This window comes from Kurthia sp. FSL E2-0154 (genome assembly GCF_038003625.1).
Classification (GTDB): Bacteria; Bacillota; Bacilli; order Bacillales_A; family Planococcaceae; genus Kurthia; species Kurthia gibsonii.
Window position 1 is genome coordinate 2,045,548 of the sequence record NZ_JBBOPO010000001.1, and the last position, 22,481, is coordinate 2,068,028.

Here is a 22,481-nt window from a genome sequence, read left to right on the forward strand (position 1 = left end):
GTTAAAAAGCCTCCTTCACATCTACTAACATCGAAATAGGAATCGCTTCGATTTGCTGTTCTCCGCCTAAACGATATCCCCATGCATATACTCCTTTTAAATAATCAATTTTAAAGAATACACCTGGGTCTCCTTGAATACGGTAGATTTCTCCGACTTTAAAATCTTCAGGGTTTAATAAAAAAGCTTGTGCTAAAATCGCTTTACGCTCGTATACTGCAAACTCATTTAGAATACCTAATTGTTCTGCACGACGCGCTTTTTCACGTAATGTCGCAATCAACTCGCGTAATTCAGTTGGTGTCATCTCACTATACTTTTTTTCCATTATTGCTGTTCCCTCTTCTCTATATACTGTTCAATCACTTCAGTTGGAAAGCCTTTTTGATACAAGGCTTGCTTAACACGCATACGAAGTTCATATCCCTCATACTTCTGACTATATTTTCGCCAAACTTTCTCACCTTGTAAATCAATTAGGCTTGTCCATTCATCTTCTTCTGGTTGAATAACAATTGTTTCAAGTACTTGTTGTACGATTGAAAAACTATATCCTTTTCGCACTAAAAATTCCTGCACTTTTTGTTTAATCTGACTTGGTGTTTTGCGTTGCTCTTGTCGTACTTTTTTCTCCGCAAGCTCCATCGCCATACTCAATTGCTCTTCTTCAGAAAAAGCTTCTACAACTTCTTGTTGTAACTTCGGATTGATTCCTTTTTGTTTTAAATCTTGTAAAATCGCTTTTGGTCCTTTTTTAGATGTGCGTTTTTTCGTTTCTGCGAGGGCTGTCGCATACGTTTCATCATTTAAAAAACCAAGTCGTGTTAATTTCTGAATGGCTTCTTGAATAACTGCCTCACCAAACTCTGCTTTCAGTAACTTCTGATGTACTTCATGCTCACTACGCATTTGATAAGCTAAAAAAGATAAGGCCCGATTATAAGCTCGTGATACTTCATCATCGAAGGCAATCTCTCCAACCGCCATCTCATCAAGAGACTTCCCCTTCGTTAGACCGTATTGAATGATAATGACTTCATCCACACTGAACGCATATTTTTCATCTAAATAAATATTATAGCGTTCTTCATTTCTTTTTTGTCGTGTAATTTTCGTAATCACGCGTGCCACATCATCACCTCCACCTTGCCTCTCATTATACATCTTTTCAACGTGACAACCCAGACCTTTTGATTGCATGTCTAAGTCAAATAAAGGGTACAATATAGGAAAATAGAAAAAGGAATGATGTATTTTATGAAAATCGTTATTGCAGGTGGTAGTGGATTCGTAGGACAAGGGTTAACTGACTTTTACACGCAACAAGGACATGAGGTCATTATTCTAACTCGTAAACAAAGTCATCGTGTTGGGAATGTACAATACTGTCAGTGGTTACAACCCGATGCAAAGCCGAATGAATTACTTGAAAATGCAGATGCCTTTATAAATTTAGCAGGCGTTTCGTTGAATGAAGGCCGCTGGACAGATGAACGCAAAGAAGCCATCTTTAAAAGTCGTATGCAAGCGACTACTGAAATCATCCGAATCATTGAATACCTAGAAAATAAACCAAAAGTATTAGTCAATGCAAGTGCCATCGGGATTTATCCAACATCAAAAGCGGCTGTTTATACCGAGTCCTCTACACAAAAATCAGCCGACTTTTTAGGACGTACGGTAAAGAAATGGGAAGAAATCGCAAAACGTGCGGAAGCCTATGGCGTACGAACTGTTTTCACACGTTTCGGTGTCATTCTAGGTTCAGGTGGTGGCGCATTAAAATTAATGGCCATGCCATATGATTTCTATATTGGTGGAAAACTCGGCTCAGGTATGCAGTGGGTATCATGGGTACACATTGATGATGTTGTCGGTGCAATTGATTTCGTTATTTCAGACGAGACAATTTCAGGACCAGTTAATGTAACCGCACCACATCCTGTTCGCATGGAACAATTCGGCAAAACAATCGCTGAAATTAAGCGGAAACCGCATTGGTTCCCGACACCAGCCCCTTTACTGAATGCAGCGCTCGGTGAAAAAAGTAAGATGGTATTGGAAGGTCAAAATGTAAAACCAACTGTTTTATTAGAACATGGTTATACATTCCATTATCCAAAACTGTATGACGCCCTTTCAAATCTGCTATAATGGAGAAATGATTTTTGATTATGGCAAAGGACGTGGCACGTATGGTACAAGAAACAATAATGGAAGTCGGCAAACGCATTCCATTGAATATAAAAAAATTAGGGATTAATGGCGAAGGAATTGGTTACTATAAGCGAAATATCGTCTTTATCCCCGGCGCGCTTGTTGGCGAAGAAGTTTACGCTGAAATTACGAAAGTGAGCCGAAACTTCTCAGAAGCAAAAGTATTAAAAGTACAAAAAAAATCCAAGCATCGTGTGACACCACCCTGCCCTGTTTATGAAGCATGTGGTGGTTGTCAGTTGCAACACATGACGTACGACAGTCAACTTGTCGCAAAACGTCATGTAGTATTACAAGCACTTCAAAAATATGTACCGAATCAAGCGAAGAAAATTAACGTGAAGTCAACAATTGGCATGGATGACCCATGGCACTACCGTAATAAAAGTCAATTCCAAGTGAGAAAACCAGGGAAACATGTAATGGCTGGACTATTTGCTGAAAATAGTCATAAATTACTCGACTTAAATGATTGCCCTGTTCAACATGAAATGACGACATTTGTAACGAACAAAACGAAAAAAATCATCGAGGAGTTGGATATTCCAGTTTACGATGGTCGCTCAACAAAAGGTATTATTCGTACAATTGTGGTACGTGTCGGCGTTCGCACAGGTGAAGTTCAACTTGTCATTGTTACAACGCGTAAAAACTTCCCGCAAAAAGAAGAACTGATTGAAAAGTTACAACACATTGATGAGCGTGTTGTATCCATTGTTCAAAATATTAATTCTGAAGATACATCGCTTATTTTCGGTGATGTTACACGTGTATTAGCAGGAAAAGAAACGATTCATGAGGAACTAGGTGAATTTGCATTTGATCTATCTGCACGTGCTTTCTTCCAATTGAACCCAACGCAGACGGTTCATTTATACAATCAAATTAAAAAAGCAGCGGCACTCACTGGTTCAGAAAAAGTTGTCGATGCTTACTGTGGTGTTGGAACAATTGGACTTTGGTTAGCGAAAGATGCGAGCGAAATTCGTGGAATGGATGTTATTCCTGAAAGTATCGATAACGCAAAACAAAACGCTGAAAATCATGGTATTCAACACGCTATCTATAAAACAGGAACTGCTGAAGATTGGTTAGCACGCTGGCAAAAAGAAGGTTTTGTACCGGATGTCTTAACAGTAGACCCACCACGTACAGGACTTGCACCAAGCTTCATTGATGCCGTTCTAAAAATTAAACCAAAACGCTTTGTCTATACATCATGCAACCCATCAACACTCGCAAAAGACTTAGCACAATTAACGAAAATCTATCACATTGAATACATTCAACCTGTAGATATGTTCCCACAAACAGCTCACGTTGAAAGCGTGACATTATTGACATTGAGAAAATAAAACTAAAAAGAAGATGGGACATACGTATAAAACACCATCTAATATGTGCATAAGAAAAAACGGAATCACGCTGCCATGTGGTTCCGTTTTTTCGTGGCTCTACAATAAATAACGTTGGTGAAGAAAAAAGCACCGAACTCACATGAGATCGGTGCTGGAACTTCACTAGCGTTATTTTTTATGTCAAACCATAGAAAACAAGTGAGTTTCCCGATAGAATAAAAGTCGACTAAAACCCATACTAAAGGAGAGACTCACTTGCACACTACTCATGATATTAAAAATTTACTAGATATACAAGACCCAAACATCACTTTTTCCGATGCATGCGTGGAAATAAAGCAAGATAGAGGAAAGGTATGTAAATTTATTTCCGCTACACTTACCTATATACCGATCCATTGCGCGGTTTGTGGTATGAAAAATGAACACTTTTCCGTGATTAAAAACGGGACGCAAACCTCTCGCATCACGCTGCCACTCACGGGGGTGCATCGTACCTTCCTTTTACTCAAAAAACAGCGCTTCTTTTGTAAAAGCTGTTCCTGTACTTTCGTGGCGCGTTCGTCTATTGTCGATCGCCATTGTTTTATTTCCAATCAAACGAAAGCACGCGTTACGATGAAAGCGACCGAAGCGCAATCCATCACGTTGATTGCCCAAGATGCGATGATTTCGGTGTCTTCTGTACAACGCTTTATTCAAGCGTATGCGAACGAATGCTTGAAACCAACGAATCGACTCCCGGAAAACCTGTCGTTCGATGAATTTAAATACGCCAGAGGGCGCATGGCTTTTCAATATATTGATGCCCAAACCGGCACGATTTTGGATATTTTACCGAGTCGTTTCAGTTGTCATATTAAGAACCATTTCTACACGCGTTACAGCTATCGTGAACGCTGTTCGGTGAAAACCATTACGATCGATATGAATGCCGGATATGAAAAGCTCATACAAGAACTGTTTCCAAAAGCGAAGATCATCATCGACCGATTCCATCTCGTTCAATTGATCAGTCGTTCGATGAATCAACTGCGAATCCAAGTCATGAATGGTTTTAGACGTGGGCACAACGAAGATCAGAAGAAATATCGTCGACTGAAAAGATATTGGAAACTACTTTTAAAAAACGAAAAAGACCTGACCTACACCCTTTATAAACCGTTTGGGTTATTTGGGCAAACGACGGATAGGACCGTTGTCGATACACTATTGAGCTATGATGAACGTTTACAAGTCAACTATACACTGTATCAATCCCTATTAAACGCCATGAAAGACAAAGATATAAACGTCTTACAAACGCTCTTAAAACAGCCTTTACACGAAGAAATTTCACTCGATTTTAGAAGAAGTATACGCACATTAAAGCATCACTTAAGTTCCATTGAAAATAGTTTTATGTATCCATTCAATAACGGAAGAATTGAAGGCATCCACAATAAAATCAAAGTCTTAAATCGTGTTGCCTATGGGTATCGTAATTTCACGAACTACCGTCAGCGGATCTTCATTCATTTCAAATTGAAAAGAGCGAGTTGCGTTTCATAAATGAAACACAACTCGCTCGAAAAAACCGACTCTTTTATTCTATTAAATAATCTCACCAACGTCATTTGACAAAGAACCTTTTTCGTTGCGAACTCTAAATAAGGAAAATGAAATGTTCATCTTCTTTTTATTTATACATATGAAAATGAGATATTATATTGATGACCTATATCCTTTTTGATTTCTTCTGTTAATTCTAATCCAACTTGATTATATTCTTGCTTGTTAAGTTCATATTCAAATGACGATTGATGGGAATTTTCTTCTAATACGTCTTCATATTTTTCTACCCATAACATTAACTTCTCTTTTATTAGTTCTCTTAGTGGAAACTCATCAATATCTAAATTATAACCACAAATACTGCACCATAGTGGATCTGTATAAAAATCTGCTTCTACTTTTATATGTGTTAATCTTTCGCAACTACAAAATTCATTCATATAATCTGCCTTCTTCCTCTATTATATTAAAATGATATTGTCGGTGTTCCTTGATGAAAATATAAGCGCCATTTTTCATGTTCATACTTCCAGATTGAACTGCGATTAGATTGACTTCCATTGTCAATCGTTTCTGTTTGATATGTAATGTGAACAATCGTCGGTGCGAGTTGCTGAACAGAAAAATTTTTAATAATAAATGGACATGCCGCCAATCCTTTTGTATCTACGGAATTTAATTGCATCTCTTTACTATAAATACGGCCAGATGTTCCAAATTCAACGAAATCATTTGATAATAACTCTTCAAAATCATCTAATCGTCCATACATTAATGTTTTTTCAAGGTGTAAAAAATTTGCTGCTCTAGCTTCCAACTCTTTCATCTCCCTATCTATATTTTCACCTTATTTTATATTAAAAACAGCAATTTTTTTACAAAAAAAGTCTAATAAATCATTACTTTCTCTCTTTCCAAAAGAAAATGCTATTTAAAAACAAAATTCATTATACCTTCTTTTTCCAAATATGTTGATTTATTTTTTAAGTGAATACATAATAGATATATTGACACATCTTATTAGGAGGTAACTGTGAAGAAAATACTAAATTCAATTTATTGGAAAATTATGCTGAATTCTTTACTCCTTATGCTGATTCCTTGTTTAATCATCGGAATCGTGAGTTTCATCAACGCAAAAAATAGTATGAATGAATTAGGCGAGACGATTGTAAAAAACAGTGTGACCTCGACATTGCAATTGATTGATGGCTACAATCAAAAAGTATCTTCAGGTGAAATGTCACTTGAAGAAGCACAAGAAAAAGTAAAAGAAGTAACGATTGGACAAAAGAATGATAAAGGCCTTCGTCCGATTACGAATAAAACAGATTTAGGCGAGAGTGGTTACATCTTCTTCTTAGAAAAAGACGGTATGATGATTGGTCACCCTAATATTGAAGATAAACAGTCATGGGATTTACAAGATAGTAGCGGACAATATTTCATTCGTAATATTATTCAAACGGCTGATAAAGGTGGCGGTTTTACATCGTATCCATTCCACTTGCCAGATGATATGGACAAAACGGCTGATAAAATTACATACTCAAAAGTCGATCCGAATTGGGGATGGATTGTTGCAGCAAGTTCATACAAAAAAGACTTTAATGCACCTGCAAATCAGTTATTATTAATGATGTCGATTGCTCTTGTCATTTCATTAATTATTGGTTTCTTCTTAACATTACGTTTAGCTCGTACATTCGCTCGTCCCATTCAGAAACTAACAGCTAAATTAAAAGAAATCGCGAGTGGCAATTTATCAATTCCTTTAGATGAAGTAAAACGTGAAGATGAAATCGGTCAATTGAATAATCACTTTAACAGTATGGTAATTAGTTTAAAACAGTTAATCCAAGATGTTGATACATCCATCGCAGAAATTCGTGATACATCAACGAGTTTAACAGCTATTTCTGAAGAAGCAGCTGCTTCAACAGATGAAATCTCAAATAGTGTTCAAACAATGTCTGAAGGTTCGCATAAACAATTAGTAGATAGCCAGTCAACAAAACAAGCGACAGATCATTTAACAGAAGAGATTACAGAACTTCATGAAAAAAACCAACATATGTTACAAACATCAAATACGATGGAAAAAGCAAATGCAAATGGTTTAACACAACTTTCAATTCTTCAAGAGAAGTCGAATGAATCAGCAAAACTAGTACAACATGTGCAAGCCGTATTCCACAATCTATCGTCTAAAATGAAAGAAATCGAAAATATTATCACATCGATTAATATGATTTCTGAACAGACGAATTTATTAGCGCTGAATGCTTCAATCGAAGCAGCACGTGCTGGTGAACATGGTAAGGGATTTGCAGTTGTAGCAGAAGAAGTGCGTAAACTAGCTGAGCAAACTGCATCTTCAACAAAGAGTGTACAAAATACGTTAAAAGGTATTGAAACCGAAACGATGAATGCCAATACTGAAATTAATCGCACAGCTGCAATTGTTCAACAACAAAACGATGCAGTAACACATACAGGTACATCTTTCGAAGAAATTCAAAAAACAGTCGCTTCAATTCAGACAGCCATTACAGAAGTGAACCAAAGTGTGCAACAACTCATGACACAAAAAGACGTCATTGTAACTTCTGTTGACCATAGCGCGCAAATTAGCCAGCATAATGCTGCTGCTACTTCAGAAGTATTTGAGTCGATTGAAGAACAACAAAAAGTGGTGCAAATAGTGGCTGAGTCTGCAACTGATTTATCAGATCAGATTGGCTTATTAAAACAAGCGATTAATCAATTTAAAATTGATTAGCATACAAAAAAGAGGTGGGGAATTTTCCCTACCTCTTTCTTTATACTACTTTTTTACTTTCCTTACCGAAAATTAATGCGATGAAGAATACGGATAATATAAGTCCTGCAATTAATAAGAGGAAGCTTGCATTCACATATTGTACATACGCACCACCTAAGAATGGTCCTGCTAAACTACCAACACTGAAGAAAATACTACATAGTAAGTTCCCTGTTGGTAATAGCTCTTTCGGTGTTAAATCAGTCATATATGAGATACCGAGAGAGAATACAGAACCACAGAACATGCCAGCTAATAAGAAACTAATTAAAATAATCCACTCAGATGATTCGAAAAAGCTACCAAATAAAAACATTAAACCGCCACCGCCAAGTGCAATGAGCGATACTTTTCGTCTACCAATGCGATCACCAAGTGTTCCAAGTGGTACTTGTGTTAGAATGCCCCCTACTGAAAATGCAGATAGTGTAAAGGCAAGCATTGATAAATCAAAGTGATTTCTTACTGCATAAACTGGGAAGATGGCATTTAATGAAGATTCTAAAAAGCCATATACAAGCGGTGGTAAAAATGCAACCCACGCATATTTCATCGCACGTTTATAACGTACGAATGTGTTCCCATGTTGATTCACTTGAATTGGTTCTGGTTTTTCATTTTTTAAGAAGAAAATCAGTGACCAAGCTGCTAAACATAGTAATGAAGAAACAATGAATGGTAATGCTTCATTAATTTCAACTAATGGAACGAATTGAGGCCCAACTGCGAAACCAAGACCGAATGATAAACCGTAAATCGCGACATTCTTCCCTAATTTTTCAGGCGGTGCTGTCGTTGTAATCCATGTTTGTGTTGCGTAATGAAGCGCATGATCTCCAATCCCGATAACTAACCGTAAGATGAACCAAAATAATACGCTTTTCCATAAAGGAAATAAAAATAATGAAGCAAATACGAGTGCCCCACCTGTAACGATGACAGGCTTGTAGCCAAAACGACGTAAAGGTTGTTCAACGAATGGTGCAATGAGTAATGTTCCTATATATAAACCTGTGGCATTTAAACCATTGAGTGAGGAAGCAACACCGTCTTTTTCAAAAATGATTGAAATAAGCGGCAATAACATTCCTTGAGAAAAACCCGAAATCGACACGATGATGACTAATATCCAAAAACGTTTTTTTGCAATATCGTTATTTTTCACCAAGTTTCTTCCTTTCTACAGATAAATTTGCTTATAAATTGAACGCCGAAACATATCGTATCATATTTTAGTCCTAGTAAATATACATTCATGTATAAACGGAAAATTCGGATAATAATGAACTCTATATGGATTTGCTAAAATGTTTAAAATCCGTTATTCTAGCAATGAAACGAGGTGTACTGATGGGTAAATCAATTACAAATAAAGATCAGCAAGTAAGCTATTTAAAAGAACGTCTGCAAATTTTCATGGAAGTACTAGACGCAATCGACCCTGAAACGACTGAGTTAGAAGATATCGATCGTTTAATTGCCATGGTAGATGATATCGAAGTAAAAATGGATACATTTAAAAAACGCACTGATTCAGAAGAAAAAGAATAGATAAACGAAACAAGGACAATCGATTACAGTCGAATTGTTCTTTTTTTGTTCATACTTTTCCTGTCTATGTTGCATACAATTTTCTGAAAAAATCACTGCATTTCTATATATTCTCTTTTTCTCCCAACTCAGACACGTTATAATATAAAATGATTCACATAAAACCTTTTGAGGGGGACTTTTTATTATGAATTTACAAAACCTTGAGAATAGCATTTATAAGTTAGTAACAGAAACATCTACTAACTTACCAAAAGACGTTCGTCGTGCTATTAAAAAAGCGAAAGAAGCTGAAAATGCTGGAACTCGCGCTGCAATGAGTTTAGATACAATCGCAAACAATATTTTCATGGCTGATGATAATGTATCTCCAATTTGCCAAGATACAGGTCTACCAACATTTAAAATTAAAACACCTGTTGGCGTAAACCAAATCGAAATCAAAGAAATGATTAAAAAAGCAATTGCACAAACAACTGCTGACGCAAAACTACGTCCAAACGCCGTTGATTCATTAACAGGCGCAAATAGCGGTGACAACCTTGGCGAAGGTGTTCCAGTTATCAAGTTTGAACAGTGGGAAAAAGATTACATCGAAATGAAGTTAATCTTAAAAGGCGGCGGCTGTGAGAATAAAAATATTCAATATAGCTTACCAACTGAATTAGAAGGTTTAGGTCGTGCTGGTCGTGACCTAGACGGTATCCGTAAATGTATCTTACACTCAGTTTACCAAGCACAAGGTCAAGGCTGTTCAGCAGGCTTCATCGGTGTTGGAATCGGTGGCGATCGTTCATCTGGATACGATTTAGCTAAAGAACAATTATTCCGTCACGTAGATGATGTGAATCCAAATGAAGATCTTGCAAAATTAGAAGAGTACGTTGTCAAAACAGCGAACACATTCGGTATCGGTACAATGGGCTTCGGCGGTGAAGCAACATTACTTGGTTGTAAAATCGGCGTTATGCACCGTATCCCTGCTTCATTCTTCGTATCAGTAGCATACAACTGTTGGGCATATCGTCGTATGGCTGTTAACATTAACGCTGAAACTGGCGAAATTATGGAATGGCACTACCAAGACGGCGAAAAAATCAGCTTTGAAGAAGAAGCAAAAGCTGAAACAAAACAACAAGGCGAAGTTGTAAAATTAACTGCACCAATTACAGAAGAAAAAATCCGTTCATTAAAAGTTGGAGATGTTGTTCAAATTTCTGGTCGTATGTACACAGGACGCGACGCAATCCACCACCACTTAATGAGCCACGATGCACCAGTTGATTTAGATGGTCAAATCATCTATCACTGTGGTCCTGTAATGGCTAAAGATGAAGATGGTAACTGGACTGTAAAAGCAGCTGGACCAACAACTTCTATTCGTGAAGAACCATACCAAGGCGACATCATGAAAAAATTCGGTATTCGCGCAGTAATGGGTAAAGGCGGCATGGGTCCAAAAACACTTGCAGCATTAAAAGAACATGGCGGCGTATACTTAAATGCAATCGGCGGTGCTGCTCAGTACTATGCTGACTGTATTAAATCAGTAGATGGTGTTGATTTACTTGAATTTGGTATCCCTGAAGCAATGTGGCACTTAGGTGTTGAAGACTTCACAGCGGTAGTTACAATGGATTCTCACGGTAACTCATTACATGCAGATGTTCAAAAATCATCACTTGAAAAATTAGCAGATCACGCTGAACGCGTATTCTAATAAACAAATCGAAGTCGTAACGATTCATTTCGTTACGGCTTTTTTATATTATTATCTAATCATTAACGATAATCATTCTAATTTAAATCCTCTATCTAATTGATAATCAATGTCATTTTCTCATTTAGTTGACTTTTAACCTCCCTTTATTTATAATAATTATAAATTAATAAAAAGAAATAAATCGAACTAAAATCATTGATATTTAAGCTTTTTATTGATTTTATATCCGTTTCGATAATGATATCCATTCTCAAGGAGGTAGGAAGAATGACAAAAACAAATGAATCGTTAATTGAGAAAATGAAAATACACCATGAAATGATTGCAGCCCTATTATCAGGTGTACTTATTTTAGTGGCATGGATTCTAAGCAAAAATATTGGCGAGACTACATTAGTAGTTGTTTTATACTTAGCTGCATTCATTATTGGTGGCTTTACAAAAGCAAAAGAAGGTATTGAGGAGACCATTAAAGAAAAAACCTTGAACGTCGAATTATTGATGATTTTAGCTGCAATTGGCTCAGCAATTATCGGTTATTGGACAGAGGGTGCCATCTTAATCTTCATCTTCGCAGTAAGTGGTGCAATGGAAACTTATGCGATGAACAAAAGCCATAAAGAGATTTCAGCACTAATGGACTTACAACCTGAAGTCGCAAACTTACTATTAGAAGATGGTACAACAAAGCGTGTACAAGTTTCTGAATTACAAGTTGGGGATCGTCTATTCATTAAACCAGGCGAACGTGTGCCAACAGATGGTGTAGTCGTTGAAGGGATTTCAACAATTGATGAATCAGCGATTACAGGTGAATCAATTCCTGTAACAAAACAAATTCAAAACGAAGTATTCTCTGGTACAGTAAACTTAACAAGTACATTAATTGTCGAAATGACAAAACCAAATACAGATTCACTTTTCTCAAAAATTATTGAATTAGTACAGTCAGCTCAAAGTGAAAAATCACCTTCTGAACAATTCATCGAACGTTTTGAAGGAACGTATGTCAAAATTGTTTTAGCCGTTGTAGGTCTTATGCTCTTCCTTCCCCACTATTTATTAGATTGGGACTGGAACACAACATTTTATCGCGCGATGGTATTACTAGTTGTTGCTTCTCCATGTGCGCTTGTTGCAGCGATTACACCTGCAACACTATCAGCAATTTCAAGTGGCGCTCGTAGTGGTGTTTTATTCAAAGGTGGTCTACACATCGAACATTTAAGTGCATTACGCGCTATTGCTTTTGATAAAACAGGAACATTAACACGAGGTAAACCAGTTGTAACAGATTTCGTCACTGCAGATGGATTAGACGAAAAAGAATTGCTTGCGATGTTAGCAGGGATTGAATCACAATCTAATCACCCACTTGCAATCGCAATTACAACGTACGCAGAAGAACAAAATGTATCTACTTTCCGTAAAGCGCAAATTGAAGACATGCCTGGTTGGGGATTAAAAGGAACAATTGATGGCACAGTGTATCAAGTTGGTAAACCTGAATTCGTCGGTTTTGAGCGTGTTCGTGCATTTAAAAACAATCTAGCAGATCAGTTAACAAACGAAGGTAAAACAGTCATCTTCATGGCAAATGATGAAGGGATTGTAGCATTAGTTGCACTAAAAGATACTGTACGTGAACAGTCAAAACTTGCGATTCAACAGTTGAATGAAATGGGTATTCACACAGTTATGCTAACAGGTGATAACCATAATACAGCTAACGTCATTGCAAAAGAAGCTGGCGTTGAACAAGCGATTGCGGAATGTCTACCGGATACAAAAGTAAAACATGTAAAAGAATTACTGAAAGAATATAAATTCGTTGGTATGGTTGGTGATGGTATTAACGATGCGCCTGCTCTTGCAACAGCAACAACAGGAATTGCGATGGGTGAAGGAACTGATGTAGCACTTGAAACAGCAGATGTCGTACTGATGAAAAACGATCTATCAAAAATTCCTCATGCCATTAAACTAGCACGTAAAATGCAACGAATCGTGAAACAAAATATTATCTTTTCTATTTCTATTATTATGTTATTAGTCATCTCTAACTTCTTGCAAATTGTTAACTTACCACTCGGCGTTATCGGACATGAAGGTAGTACGATTCTAGTTATTCTAAATGGTTTGCGTATGTTACGCACAAAAATTTAACAAAAAAAGAGCAACCTCTTTATTTTAGAGGTTGCTCTTTTTTTGTTAAATTGAAGATACTTTTGTTGAAATTTTACCTTTTTCTTCTTGCCTAGATACTTGATCCATTCTTCGCATCTTCTGTTCAGTTCTTCTTTGTGTCGCTACATTTAACTGTCCACCAATCACTAATACAATACCAATAATATAAAGCCATAACATTAAAACAATAATTCCCCCAATACTACCATATGTTTTGGAATAGTTGGCAAAATTACTAATATAGAATGAAAAACCGTATGACACAGCAATCCAAGCAGCAGTAGCAAAAAGAGCTCCTGGAATGACACTTTTTAAATATAATGGCATATTTGGTGCCACCCAATAAACAATTATTAATACACTTGCTATTAAAATAGGTGGTAAAATAATTCGAACGTATTGCCAAATTATTAAAAAGTTATCTCCTAATCCAATTTCATTAAACAAAGTTTTTCCAATAGTTTGACCAAATACAGGTAAGACTAAAGCTACAATAATTAACACAATAAACATCAAGGTTAAAATAAGTGACATTCCTCTAGCAATTAAAAAAGGTCTTGTTTCTTCAATTCCATAAGAGCGATTTAAACTCTTGATAAGCGCATTTACTCCATTGGATGCAGACCATAAAGTTGCAATAATACCAATTGATAATAAACTCCCACTGCGCGTATCCAAAACTTCTCTCAATGTGGAACTGATCAGATTATAGGTTTCAGATGGTAACGCTGTTTCTAAAAATAGAAAAACTTGTTCTGGACGCAAATTTAGAAATGGAACAAGCGTTAAAATAAAAATAAGTAATGGAAATAATGATAGAAGGAAGAAATAGGCCAGTTGTGCTCCTGAACTTGATACATCTGCTTTTTTTATACCTTCTATTAGGCCTTTTATATACCCTTTACGCGTTGTATAATCGAGTTCATCTACTTCAATATCGCGTTGTCTCTTTTTAACTTGCATCATTTTTAAACGCTCGAACATTTCAGATGAATGTTTAACTTTTGCTTTCCTCGCCATATAAACCTCCCCCTTCTTAAAGTTTATAGGTGAATGACATCTTCAGCTTTTTTAACATCGTCTACACCTTGATTCGTTACCTCTTTCGCAATTTTTACTTCCTCAGTTAATTTAGGTGTTTCTCTAAATTCAGCAATTTTTTCCAAATAATAATCTTTATTCTCCATAACCATTTCTACAATGCCTTGTACTTTGCTAAATTTCTCTGTTGCTTTTTGTTTCAGCTCATCACGATTGTAATAGTAATATTGTGCATCTGTTTTGAAGTTCGTTACTTTTTGTACTGCTTTTTCTCGTGTTTCGCGATTCAGTAAGCTTACTGCTGCTCCAATTGCTGCTCCTGCTAAAATACCATACACTAATTTTTTTCCCATATTTATCTCCTCCGGTTTTTTATGTATTTTCTAACCCCAATTATAGTACCCTTCTCCTTCGTAAGTAAACCATTATGCTAGCATACGTTCTATTATAACAAATAGTTATAATATAAATTTATTTTAGGTATTGACAATTTAACAGAATTTTATGAAAATAGTTGTATACTTTAATTTTTCCATTTTAAAGAAAAATTACATTTTTAGGGGGTAATTCAATGGGGGCTTTGGGAGATAAGTTAAATGCATTTTTAGGCGAGGTTTCAGGCGTGTTATGGGGGGTACCGCTAATCGTCTTAATTTTAGGGACAGGGATTTACTTAACAATTCGTATTGGTTTTTTACAAATTCGTTTGTTACCAACTGCTTTAAAATTAGTATTTTCAAAAAACCATGACAAATCGGCTGAAGGGGATATTTCACAATTCCAAGCACTGACGACAGCTTTAGCTGCGACAGTTGGAACAGGTAATATTGTCGGGGTAGCCACTGCTGTTATTCTAGGAGGACCAGGAGCAATTTTCTGGATGTGGGTAGCTGCAATATTAGGTATGGCAACAAAATACGGTGAAGCACTATTAGCCGTAAAATATCGCGTGAAAGATGAAAAAGGACAAATGGCTGGTGGACCGATGTACTACTTAGAGCGTGGTCTAAAGCAAAAATGGTTAGCAGTTCTATTCGCTTTCTTCGGTGTTATCGCATCATTTGGTATCGGTAACGGTACACAATCGAACTCAGTTGCTGGTGTTGTAAGTAACACGTTCAATGTTGCGCCTTGGATTACAGGTATTGTATTAACCGTTGTTGTAGGGTTAGTTATTTTAGGTGGTATTTCATCAATCGGTAGCGTAACAGCTGTATTTGTACCGGTTATGGCAATCTTCTATTTACTTGCTGGTTTAATTGTAATCTTTACGAACATTACAGATGTACCTGCTGCTTTTGGTATTATTTTTAAAGATGCATTTTCATTCTCTGCTGCTGGTGGTGGTGCTGTCGGTGCTGCGATTCGTTACGGGGTTGCGCGTGGGATTTTCTCAAACGAAGCAGGTCTTGGTTCTGCACCAATCGCTGCTGCTGCTGCAAAAACAGACTTACCAGGTCGTCAAGCTTTAATCTCGATGACACAAGTATTCTTAGATACCATTTTGATCTGTTCAATTACAGGTTTAACAATCGTTATGTCAGGTGTTTATACAAATAAAGATATGGCAGCGAACGAATTAACAACGGCTGCATTTGATACATTCTTAGGTGCATGGGGCCCATATGTTGTAGCAATCGGTCTTGTATTCTTTGCTTCTTCAACAATTATGGGTTGGGCTTACTATGGTGAAAAGTGTCTACAATATCTTGTAAAGACACCAATCGCTGGGACAATCTATCGTATCATCTTCGTATTATTTGTTTATGTAGGTGCAACATCATCTCTTGATCTTGTATGGACATTCTCGGATGTAGCGAACGGCTTAATGGCGATTCCTAACTTAATCGGCCTTGTCGGTTTATCAGGTGTTATTGTAGCTGAAACACGTATTATTCAAAAAACATTAAAAGAAGAAAAATTAGCATTACGTGCTAGTAAATCTTAAATCAAATTGTCATTGACAATTGGCTGTATGAATGGAATTATAAAAGGTAACCAACTTTGAAAGGTAGGGGTTCCTTTTGGATTTAACAACGCCATCTACAGAAAATATTCACTTCATGATTGAAGCGATTAAAGAAAAATTACGCATGGTCAATGCAGATGCCATGAAACCTGAAAACTTCGACACGGAGAGTTACGAAGATCTTGTGTACTTATATGAATTAGTACATAAGCGCGATGCTTTTAGTCCAAGTGAAATGCAAGCAATCGTAGCAGAACTTGGCTCACTGCGTAAATAAGTAAAAGAGGTGCTTTGGGATTTTCCCATTGTACTTCTTTTTTATGTACTATATCTAAACAATAAAAAGAGGTTGGATTTTACTCCACCCTCTTTTTCTATTTACTATTTGTTTGTTCATATGATGAACCATCTTCTTTTACTAAAGGCTGCACAAGAACCTCTACACGACGGTTTTTAGCTTTTCCTTCTGCTGTATCATTCGATGCGACAGGATTGTTCTCACCATATCCTTTGGCGCTGAAATAAGCAGGATCTAGTTCTTTATTCGAATTTACAAGTAAGGTTAAAAAGTTTACTGCACGAATTGCACTCAACTCCCAGTTTGAAGAAAACTGACTACCCGTAGTTGGTACTGTATCTGTATAACCCGACACGACAACCGAACGTTTTGGTTTTAAATTAAGTACTTTCGCCAAATCTTTTGCAATATATTCATATTTAGATGAGATGACGGCCTGACCAGGGTCAAATAGAACACTTGCTTTAATCGTAATGAGTAGACCATCTTCTGTCATCTTTGTATCGAATTTCCCTTCTAATTCTTTACTTGCGATATATTGTTCTACATCTGTCTCAATTTCTTTTAACTGACGTTGATCTTCTTGATACGCACTTAATGTTTCGCTACTCGGTATATCTGTTTCGACTGGTGATGGATTATCCATAACGCCTGAACCACCATCAAATACTGTACTAAATACAGCGGATAATTGTGATAACTTCTTCACATCAACAGATGAAGATGCAAACAATACAATAAAGAGTGCTAGTAATAGCGTTAAAATATCTGCATATGGAATTAGCCAAGACTCTGGAATATGTTCCTCATGTTTTTTATGTTTTTTAGCTTTCTTTGCCAAGGCCATCCGCCCCGCTTTCGCCAATTATTTTAGCACGTTCACTTTTCGGTAAGTATGATGCCAATTTTTGTTCGATTACGCGAGGAGCCTCCCCTTCTAATACTGAAAGGATACCTTCTATAATCATCATCTTCTGTTTTACTTCAACAGCTGACTTTCGCTTTAATTTATTTGCGAATGGATGCCATAATACGTAACCTGTAAAAATACCGAGTAATGTTGCAACGAAGGCTGCTGAAATCGCTAAACCTAACTTTTCAACATCATCTAATTCTTTTAACGCTGCAATCAGACCAATTACAGCTCCTAATACACCTAATGTGGGCGCGTAAGTACCCGCTTGTGTAAAAATTTGCGCCCCCGCACTATGACGTTCTTCCATTGATTCTACTTCTTCTGTTAACACATCGCGTATGTAATCTGCATTTTGACCATCAATTGCTAATGTTAAACCATTTTTAAGGAATGAATCGTCTACTTCATCCACTTTACTCTCTAAGGCAAGCAAACCTTCTCGACGAGCTAAATCTGCCCAACTTGAGAATAATTGAATAATTTCTAAATCACTTACTAATTTTTTATCCTTAAATAAAACACCAAATAATTTTGGTATGCGCTTTAGCTCACTCATTGGGAAGGCAATTACAACAGTAGCAATCGTTCCTAAAATGATAATAAAAAGCGCCGCTGGATTAAGTAAGGCATCCGGTGTTACACCTTTAAAGAACATCCCTACAATAAGAGAGACAAGTCCAAGTATAATCCCTATAACTGATGATATATCCATTTCAGAACCTCCAAAGTCGTCATTCTTCTTTATATTTCGGTGTAAATTCTTAAATCTTAATAAACATCTACTACATTCATTGGATATTTCATGAAAATTTCTATGTACAAACGTTCACTGCCAAATTACATATAATAGAGTGTTTAGTACCAGTTGTTATTATTCTTTTGATTTTATATGTTTAACTTGATTCGTTAACCGAAATAGTTGAAAATAGAATAGAAGTTTCTATTAATTCTATATTAACAAAGGATGGGTTTTAATGTTACGTTTTCAAGAAAAATTAGAAAATTATGCAGAACTTTTAATTCGTGTAGGATCAAATCTTCAACCAGATCAATATTTATTTATTGACGTGACAGTTGAGAATTCAGAACTTGCAAAAGCATTAGCTAAAAAGGCATATGAAGCTGGAGCAAAACAAGTATTTGTACATTATGATGATGATGTTATTAGTCGTTTACATTTTGAACATGCACCACTTGAAGAATTCAACCACTTTCCTATTTGGCAAACAGTTGAAAAAGAATGGCTAGCTGAACATGGGGCTGCTTTTATTAAAGTAAAATCATCTAGCCCTGACTTATTAAAAGGGATTATGCCAGAAAAAATTGCAGCATTCCAAAAAGCTGCAGGTCAAGGTTTAGAAAAATATCGTCAAGCCTCACAAGCAAACAAAATTAGCTGGACTGTCGCTGCAGCCCCTTCAAAAGACTGGGCTGCTATGATGTTTGCCGACTTACCAACTGAAGAACAAGTTCCTGCTCTATGGGAAGCTATTTTTAAAGCGACACGCGCTGACTTAGAACAACCTGTTGAAGCTTGGCAAGCACATGATGAACAGCTTAGTACGAAGGTAGATGAATTGAATCGTTATCACTTCCACAAATTACATTACACAGCACCTGGTACTGACTTAACAATTGAATTACCTGAACGCCATATTTGGAGTGGTGGTGGTAGTAAGAATGAAGCTGGGTTTGATTTTATGGCGAATATCCCAACTGAAGAAGTTTTCACAGCACCTTTTAAGGATGGTGTAGACGGTTATGTAAGCAGTACAAAACCATTAAGCTACGGTGGAACAATCATCGACAACTTTAAAATCACGTTTGAAAAAGGCCGCATTGTAGATGTATCCGCTGAACAAGGTGAGCAAGTATTAAAGGATTTAGTTGCAACAGATGAAGGATCTCACTTCTTAGGTGAAGTAGCACTTGTACCACATGATTCACCTATTTCAAACTCTGGTCTCCTTTACTACAATACACTATTCGATGAGAATGCTTCAAACCATTTAGCGATTGGTAGTGCCTATACTTTTTGTGTAGAGAACGGAACAGAAATGTCACAAGAAGAACTCGCAAAAGCAGGACTAAATCGCAGTATGACACACGTCGACTTTATGATTGGTTCTGGTGATATGCAGATTGATGGTATTACAAAAGATAATGAACGTATACCTGTATTCCGTAACGGAAATTGGGCATTTTAATCTCTAGTGGAAACATTTAAAAGAACGTTTCGTCTTTAAGACGAGGCGTTGTTTTATATGACATCATAAAAAAGCGATTTTTTATTAAAATGTAGGATAAATTTTTTTTCTTCTTCTAACACATTTAGCGCATTTAAAAAAATTAAATAGTAGACTTTTATCCTAATAAAAGCCGTTACATATTGATATATCAACAACTCTATTTTTATTCCCTTTTTTATCCTTCATATTTAAACTATCATTCCCTTTTTTCTTCATTTATACTATTAAAACGACTGATTTGTTATTTTTTTATCATATTAGATATTTATACAAAGCTAGAGGAGGCGTTGTTTGATGTTTACATCTTCAGCTCTTGGAATTGATTTAGGTACAGCGAACACATTAGTGTACGTAAAAAATAAAGGTATTATTTTGAATGAGCCATCTGTCGTGGCTGTCAATACAACAACAAAGCAAGTAATTGCGATTGGTCATGAAGCCAAAGCAATGATTGGAAAAACACCACCGAATATTACAGTATGTCACCCACTTAAAGATGGTGTCATTGCAGATTTTGATATGGCAACTACTCTTTTAAAAACGATTTTGGATCGCGTCTTTAAAGACAAAGGACGATTTAAAAAACCGAACATCGTTATTTGTGCACCTTCTGGGGCAACATCGATTGAGCGTTTAGCTATTCAGGATGCTGCACGCCAATGTGGAGCTAAAGAGGTATTTTTAATTGATGAACCTGTTGCTGCAGCTATTGGAGCAGAATTACCTGTAAACGAACCTACAGCGAGCGCAATTGTTGATTTAGGCGGTGGTACAACTGAAGTTGGCATCATCTCATTAGGTGGCATTGTAACAACGGCAACTGCCAAAATTGGTGGCGACTCAATTAATGATGATATCATTCACTATCTACGCAAAGAATTCAATTTATTAATTGGTGCTAAAACTGCTGAAGAAATCAAAATTGAGATTGGTCATGCACCAATTGAACATGCAGTAGCGCAAATGACCGTAACAGGACGTGACTTAGTCACAGGATTACCACGTAGTATTACAATTGATTCGATGCAGCTACAAGATTGCTTATCTGAAACATTCCAAGCGATTTTAGAACTGATTCGTCGTACTCTAGAATCTTGTCCACCAGAACTTGCTGGTGATATTGTGGAGCGTGGTATCGTTCTTGCTGGCGGGACATCTTTACTACAAGGATTAGATGAATGGTTAGCAAATGAACTATTTATTCCAGTTTACAGAGCACAATCTCCTCTTGAAGCGGTTGCGATTGGTACAGGTCTCTCAACAGAAACACTACATTACCTTAAATAATCGTTCTTTTTATGCATTTTTACCATAAACATTTAATTTTTTATTTTTTTTAGATAAAATTAAATGTGGGAGGGGAGTTTGTAATGAGAAAATTAGATGAGATTTTAGAGTTTAACAAAAAATTTGTAGAAAACCAAGATTATGTATCATATGTATCGGATGTAGTGCCGAATAAAAAGTTAGCGATTGTAACTTGTATGGATGCGCGCTTAATTGAATTATTACAAAAAGCAATCAACATTAAAAATGGTGATGCGAAAATGATCAAAACAGCAGGGGCACAAATTAACAATCCATTCGGCAGTATCATGCGAAGTGTTTTGGTTGCAGTGTATGCTTTAAAAGCAGAGGAAGTACTTGTAGTTGGACACAAAAACTGTGGTATGAATTCAATGGATCCGTCAAAAGTCATCAACGAAATTAAATCACGTGGGGTAGATGATAAGACATTTGAAATTATCTCGCATACAGGAATCGACGTTGAGGATTGGTTAAAAGGTTTCACTGATTTAGAAGAAGAAGTGAAACGTAGCGTAAACGTTGTACGTAACCATCCTTTAATCACAAAAGATGTACCTGTACATGGTTTAATCATTGATCCAAAAACAGGCGAACTTGAACTTGTAACAAACGGCTACGACCTATAATAATAAAAAGAACCGCTGTCTTGGTGAGACGGCGGTTCTTTTTTAAAACTTCTTTTTAAATTGTCTTTTCCACTTATACCAAAGTGTCTTACCTTTTCAATGTTCCTCTGCAAGCTTCGCATATAGATAATGATCTACCCATACACCATTAATATAAAGTAATTGTTTTAACAACCCTTCACGTTGATAACCGACTTTTTCTAGCACACGATAAGACCCTTCATTCGCTGGCGATACATAGGCTTCAATTCTATGTAAATCCAAATTTTCAAAGGCGAATTTTGTAATACATTCCACCGCTTCTGTTGTAATTCCTTTACGAGTAAAGCGCTCATCTAAGGAATAACCGATGAACGCACTCGAAAAAGGCAAGCGCTTAATGGAATAAATCGATATATGACCAATTAACTCTTTCGTATTTTTAAGGAAGATTCCAAAACTATACTCTCGACGCATATTCATTTGATGCATCGAATCGTTAATTCGCTTCAATTGAAAATTCTTCGTATAATATTCAGGGCTATGAAGTGGCTCATGGATGGACCAAAATCGCTTGTTTTGTACAACTAGGTTTGTTAATGCTTCCGCATCTTCTTCAATTAATACCCGATATATACAGCGTTCGCTCTCTAAGTAAAGCATGCCACATCATCTCTCTCT

At 36.5% G+C, this 22,481-nt stretch carries 22 protein-coding genes; 12 read left to right on the top strand and 10 right to left on the bottom strand.

Annotation, left to right across the window (positions count from 1 at the left end; all coding sequences use genetic code 11):
- Window position 1 precedes the first annotated feature (1 nt).
- Both MHB75_RS10110 and recX read right to left on the bottom strand, forming a co-directional pair.
- On the bottom strand, window positions 2–328 hold the full coding sequence (locus MHB75_RS10110; RefSeq protein WP_068450931.1) for a YfhH family protein: 327 nt from the start codon (window positions 326–328) through the stop codon (window positions 2–4).
- Entirely contained in the window at window positions 328–1,164 is an 837-nt protein-coding gene (gene recX / locus MHB75_RS10115) for a recombination regulator RecX (RefSeq protein ID WP_340998610.1), read from the bottom strand. The genes MHB75_RS10110 and recX overlap by 1 nt, the downstream gene beginning before the upstream one ends.
- A gap of 93 nt (window positions 1,165–1,257) precedes the next feature.
- Here recX and MHB75_RS10120 point away from each other — a divergent pair, with 93 nt between their 5' ends.
- The 3 genes from MHB75_RS10120 to MHB75_RS10130 all read left to right on the top strand — a co-directional run bounded on the left by MHB75_RS10120 (window position 1,258) and on the right by MHB75_RS10130 (window position 5,126).
- A complete protein-coding gene (locus MHB75_RS10120; RefSeq protein WP_340997491.1) occupies window positions 1,258–2,154 on the top strand; it encodes a TIGR01777 family oxidoreductase in 897 nt (298 codons plus the stop codon).
- Window positions 2,155–2,195: 41 nt separating this feature from the next.
- A complete protein-coding gene (rlmD, locus tag MHB75_RS10125; RefSeq protein ID WP_340998611.1) occupies window positions 2,196–3,572 on the top strand; it encodes a 23S rRNA (uracil(1939)-C(5))-methyltransferase RlmD in 1,377 nt (458 codons plus the stop codon).
- Between the two features lie 330 nt (window positions 3,573–3,902).
- Window positions 3,903–5,126: an ISL3 family transposase gene (locus MHB75_RS10130; protein WP_340998508.1), complete on the top strand. Its 1,224-nt coding sequence runs from the start codon at window positions 3,903–3,905 to the stop codon at window positions 5,124–5,126.
- Window positions 5,127–5,257: 131 nt separating this feature from the next.
- Here MHB75_RS10130 and MHB75_RS10135 read toward each other — a convergent pair whose 3' ends face one another.
- Both MHB75_RS10135 and MHB75_RS10140 read right to left on the bottom strand, forming a co-directional pair.
- Window positions 5,258–5,569, bottom strand: coding sequence for a hypothetical protein (locus MHB75_RS10135; RefSeq protein ID WP_141275122.1), 312 nt, complete (start codon window positions 5,567–5,569; stop codon window positions 5,258–5,260).
- Window positions 5,570–5,595: 26 nt separating this feature from the next.
- Window positions 5,596–5,946, bottom strand: a complete 351-nt coding sequence (locus MHB75_RS10140) for a nuclear transport factor 2 family protein (RefSeq protein WP_255314803.1) — start codon at window positions 5,944–5,946, stop codon at window positions 5,596–5,598.
- A 216-nt stretch (window positions 5,947–6,162) separates the two neighbouring features.
- Here MHB75_RS10140 and MHB75_RS10145 point away from each other — a divergent pair, with 216 nt between their 5' ends.
- Window positions 6,163–7,911, top strand: a complete 1,749-nt coding sequence (locus tag MHB75_RS10145) for a methyl-accepting chemotaxis protein (RefSeq protein WP_340997492.1) — start codon at window positions 6,163–6,165, stop codon at window positions 7,909–7,911.
- 40 nt (window positions 7,912–7,951) lie between these two features.
- Here the strand turns inward: MHB75_RS10145 and MHB75_RS10150 are convergent, their stop codons facing one another.
- The gene (locus tag MHB75_RS10150; RefSeq protein WP_445667002.1) at window positions 7,952–9,118 is read right to left on the bottom strand and encodes an MFS transporter; all 1,167 of its coding nucleotides are present in this window, start codon (window positions 9,116–9,118) and stop codon (window positions 7,952–7,954) included.
- Window positions 9,119–9,303: 185 nt separating this feature from the next.
- On the opposite strand from MHB75_RS10150, the gene MHB75_RS10155 reads away from it, so the two are divergent.
- The 3 genes from MHB75_RS10155 to MHB75_RS10165 all read left to right on the top strand — a co-directional run bounded on the left by MHB75_RS10155 (window position 9,304) and on the right by MHB75_RS10165 (window position 13,393).
- On the top strand, window positions 9,304–9,504 hold the full coding sequence (locus MHB75_RS10155; RefSeq protein WP_141274367.1) for an SE1561 family protein: 201 nt from the start codon (window positions 9,304–9,306) through the stop codon (window positions 9,502–9,504).
- Between the two features lie 187 nt (window positions 9,505–9,691).
- Window positions 9,692–11,224 (top strand): fumarate hydratase, encoded by a 1,533-nt coding sequence (locus tag MHB75_RS10160; RefSeq protein WP_068450910.1) that lies wholly within the window; start codon window positions 9,692–9,694, stop codon window positions 11,222–11,224.
- A gap of 270 nt (window positions 11,225–11,494) precedes the next feature.
- Window positions 11,495–13,393 (top strand): heavy metal translocating P-type ATPase, encoded by a 1,899-nt coding sequence (locus MHB75_RS10165; RefSeq protein ID WP_340997497.1) that lies wholly within the window; start codon window positions 11,495–11,497, stop codon window positions 13,391–13,393.
- Between the two features lie 45 nt (window positions 13,394–13,438).
- Here the strand turns inward: MHB75_RS10165 and MHB75_RS10170 are convergent, their stop codons facing one another.
- Both MHB75_RS10170 and MHB75_RS10175 read right to left on the bottom strand, forming a co-directional pair.
- Window positions 13,439–14,434: a YihY/virulence factor BrkB family protein gene (locus tag MHB75_RS10170; protein ID WP_340997499.1), complete on the bottom strand. Its 996-nt coding sequence runs from the start codon at window positions 14,432–14,434 to the stop codon at window positions 13,439–13,441.
- 23 nt (window positions 14,435–14,457) lie between these two features.
- A complete protein-coding gene (locus tag MHB75_RS10175) occupies window positions 14,458–14,808 on the bottom strand; it encodes a YtxH domain-containing protein (protein WP_340997501.1) in 351 nt (116 codons plus the stop codon).
- 218 nt (window positions 14,809–15,026) lie between these two features.
- Here MHB75_RS10175 and MHB75_RS10180 point away from each other — a divergent pair, with 218 nt between their 5' ends.
- Window positions 15,027–16,403, top strand: a complete 1,377-nt coding sequence (locus MHB75_RS10180; RefSeq protein WP_340997503.1) for an alanine/glycine:cation symporter family protein — start codon at window positions 15,027–15,029, stop codon at window positions 16,401–16,403.
- A 76-nt stretch (window positions 16,404–16,479) separates the two neighbouring features.
- Entirely contained in the window at window positions 16,480–16,701 is a 222-nt protein-coding gene (locus MHB75_RS10185) for a DUF1128 domain-containing protein (protein WP_068450900.1), read from the top strand.
- A 97-nt stretch (window positions 16,702–16,798) separates the two neighbouring features.
- Here the strand turns inward: MHB75_RS10185 and motB are convergent, their stop codons facing one another.
- The gene (gene motB / locus MHB75_RS10190) at window positions 16,799–17,563 is read right to left on the bottom strand and encodes a flagellar motor protein MotB (protein ID WP_340997505.1); all 765 of its coding nucleotides are present in this window, start codon (window positions 17,561–17,563) and stop codon (window positions 16,799–16,801) included.
- Complete coding sequence (gene motA, locus MHB75_RS10195; RefSeq protein ID WP_068450893.1) at window positions 17,547–18,350, bottom strand: flagellar motor stator protein MotA; 804 nt, start codon at window positions 18,348–18,350, stop codon at window positions 17,547–17,549. The genes motB and motA overlap by 17 nt, the downstream gene beginning before the upstream one ends.
- Before the next feature lie 262 nt (window positions 18,351–18,612).
- Between motA and MHB75_RS10200 the strand changes: the two genes are divergently transcribed.
- The 3 genes from MHB75_RS10200 (at window position 18,613) to MHB75_RS10210 (ending at window position 21,821) form a co-directional block, all read left to right on the top strand.
- Window positions 18,613–19,845 (top strand): aminopeptidase, encoded by a 1,233-nt coding sequence (locus tag MHB75_RS10200; protein ID WP_340997507.1) that lies wholly within the window; start codon window positions 18,613–18,615, stop codon window positions 19,843–19,845.
- 336 nt (window positions 19,846–20,181) lie between these two features.
- Entirely contained in the window at window positions 20,182–21,174 is a 993-nt protein-coding gene (gene mreBH, locus MHB75_RS10205; protein WP_141274361.1) for a rod-share determining protein MreBH, read from the top strand.
- Between the two features lie 83 nt (window positions 21,175–21,257).
- Window positions 21,258–21,821, top strand: a complete 564-nt coding sequence (locus MHB75_RS10210; protein ID WP_141274360.1) for a beta-class carbonic anhydrase — start codon at window positions 21,258–21,260, stop codon at window positions 21,819–21,821.
- Between the two features lie 96 nt (window positions 21,822–21,917).
- Here MHB75_RS10210 and MHB75_RS10215 read toward each other — a convergent pair whose 3' ends face one another.
- On the bottom strand, window positions 21,918–22,463 hold the full coding sequence (locus tag MHB75_RS10215) for a GNAT family N-acetyltransferase (protein WP_141274359.1): 546 nt from the start codon (window positions 22,461–22,463) through the stop codon (window positions 21,918–21,920).
- Between the last annotated feature and the right edge of the window lie 18 nt (window positions 22,464–22,481).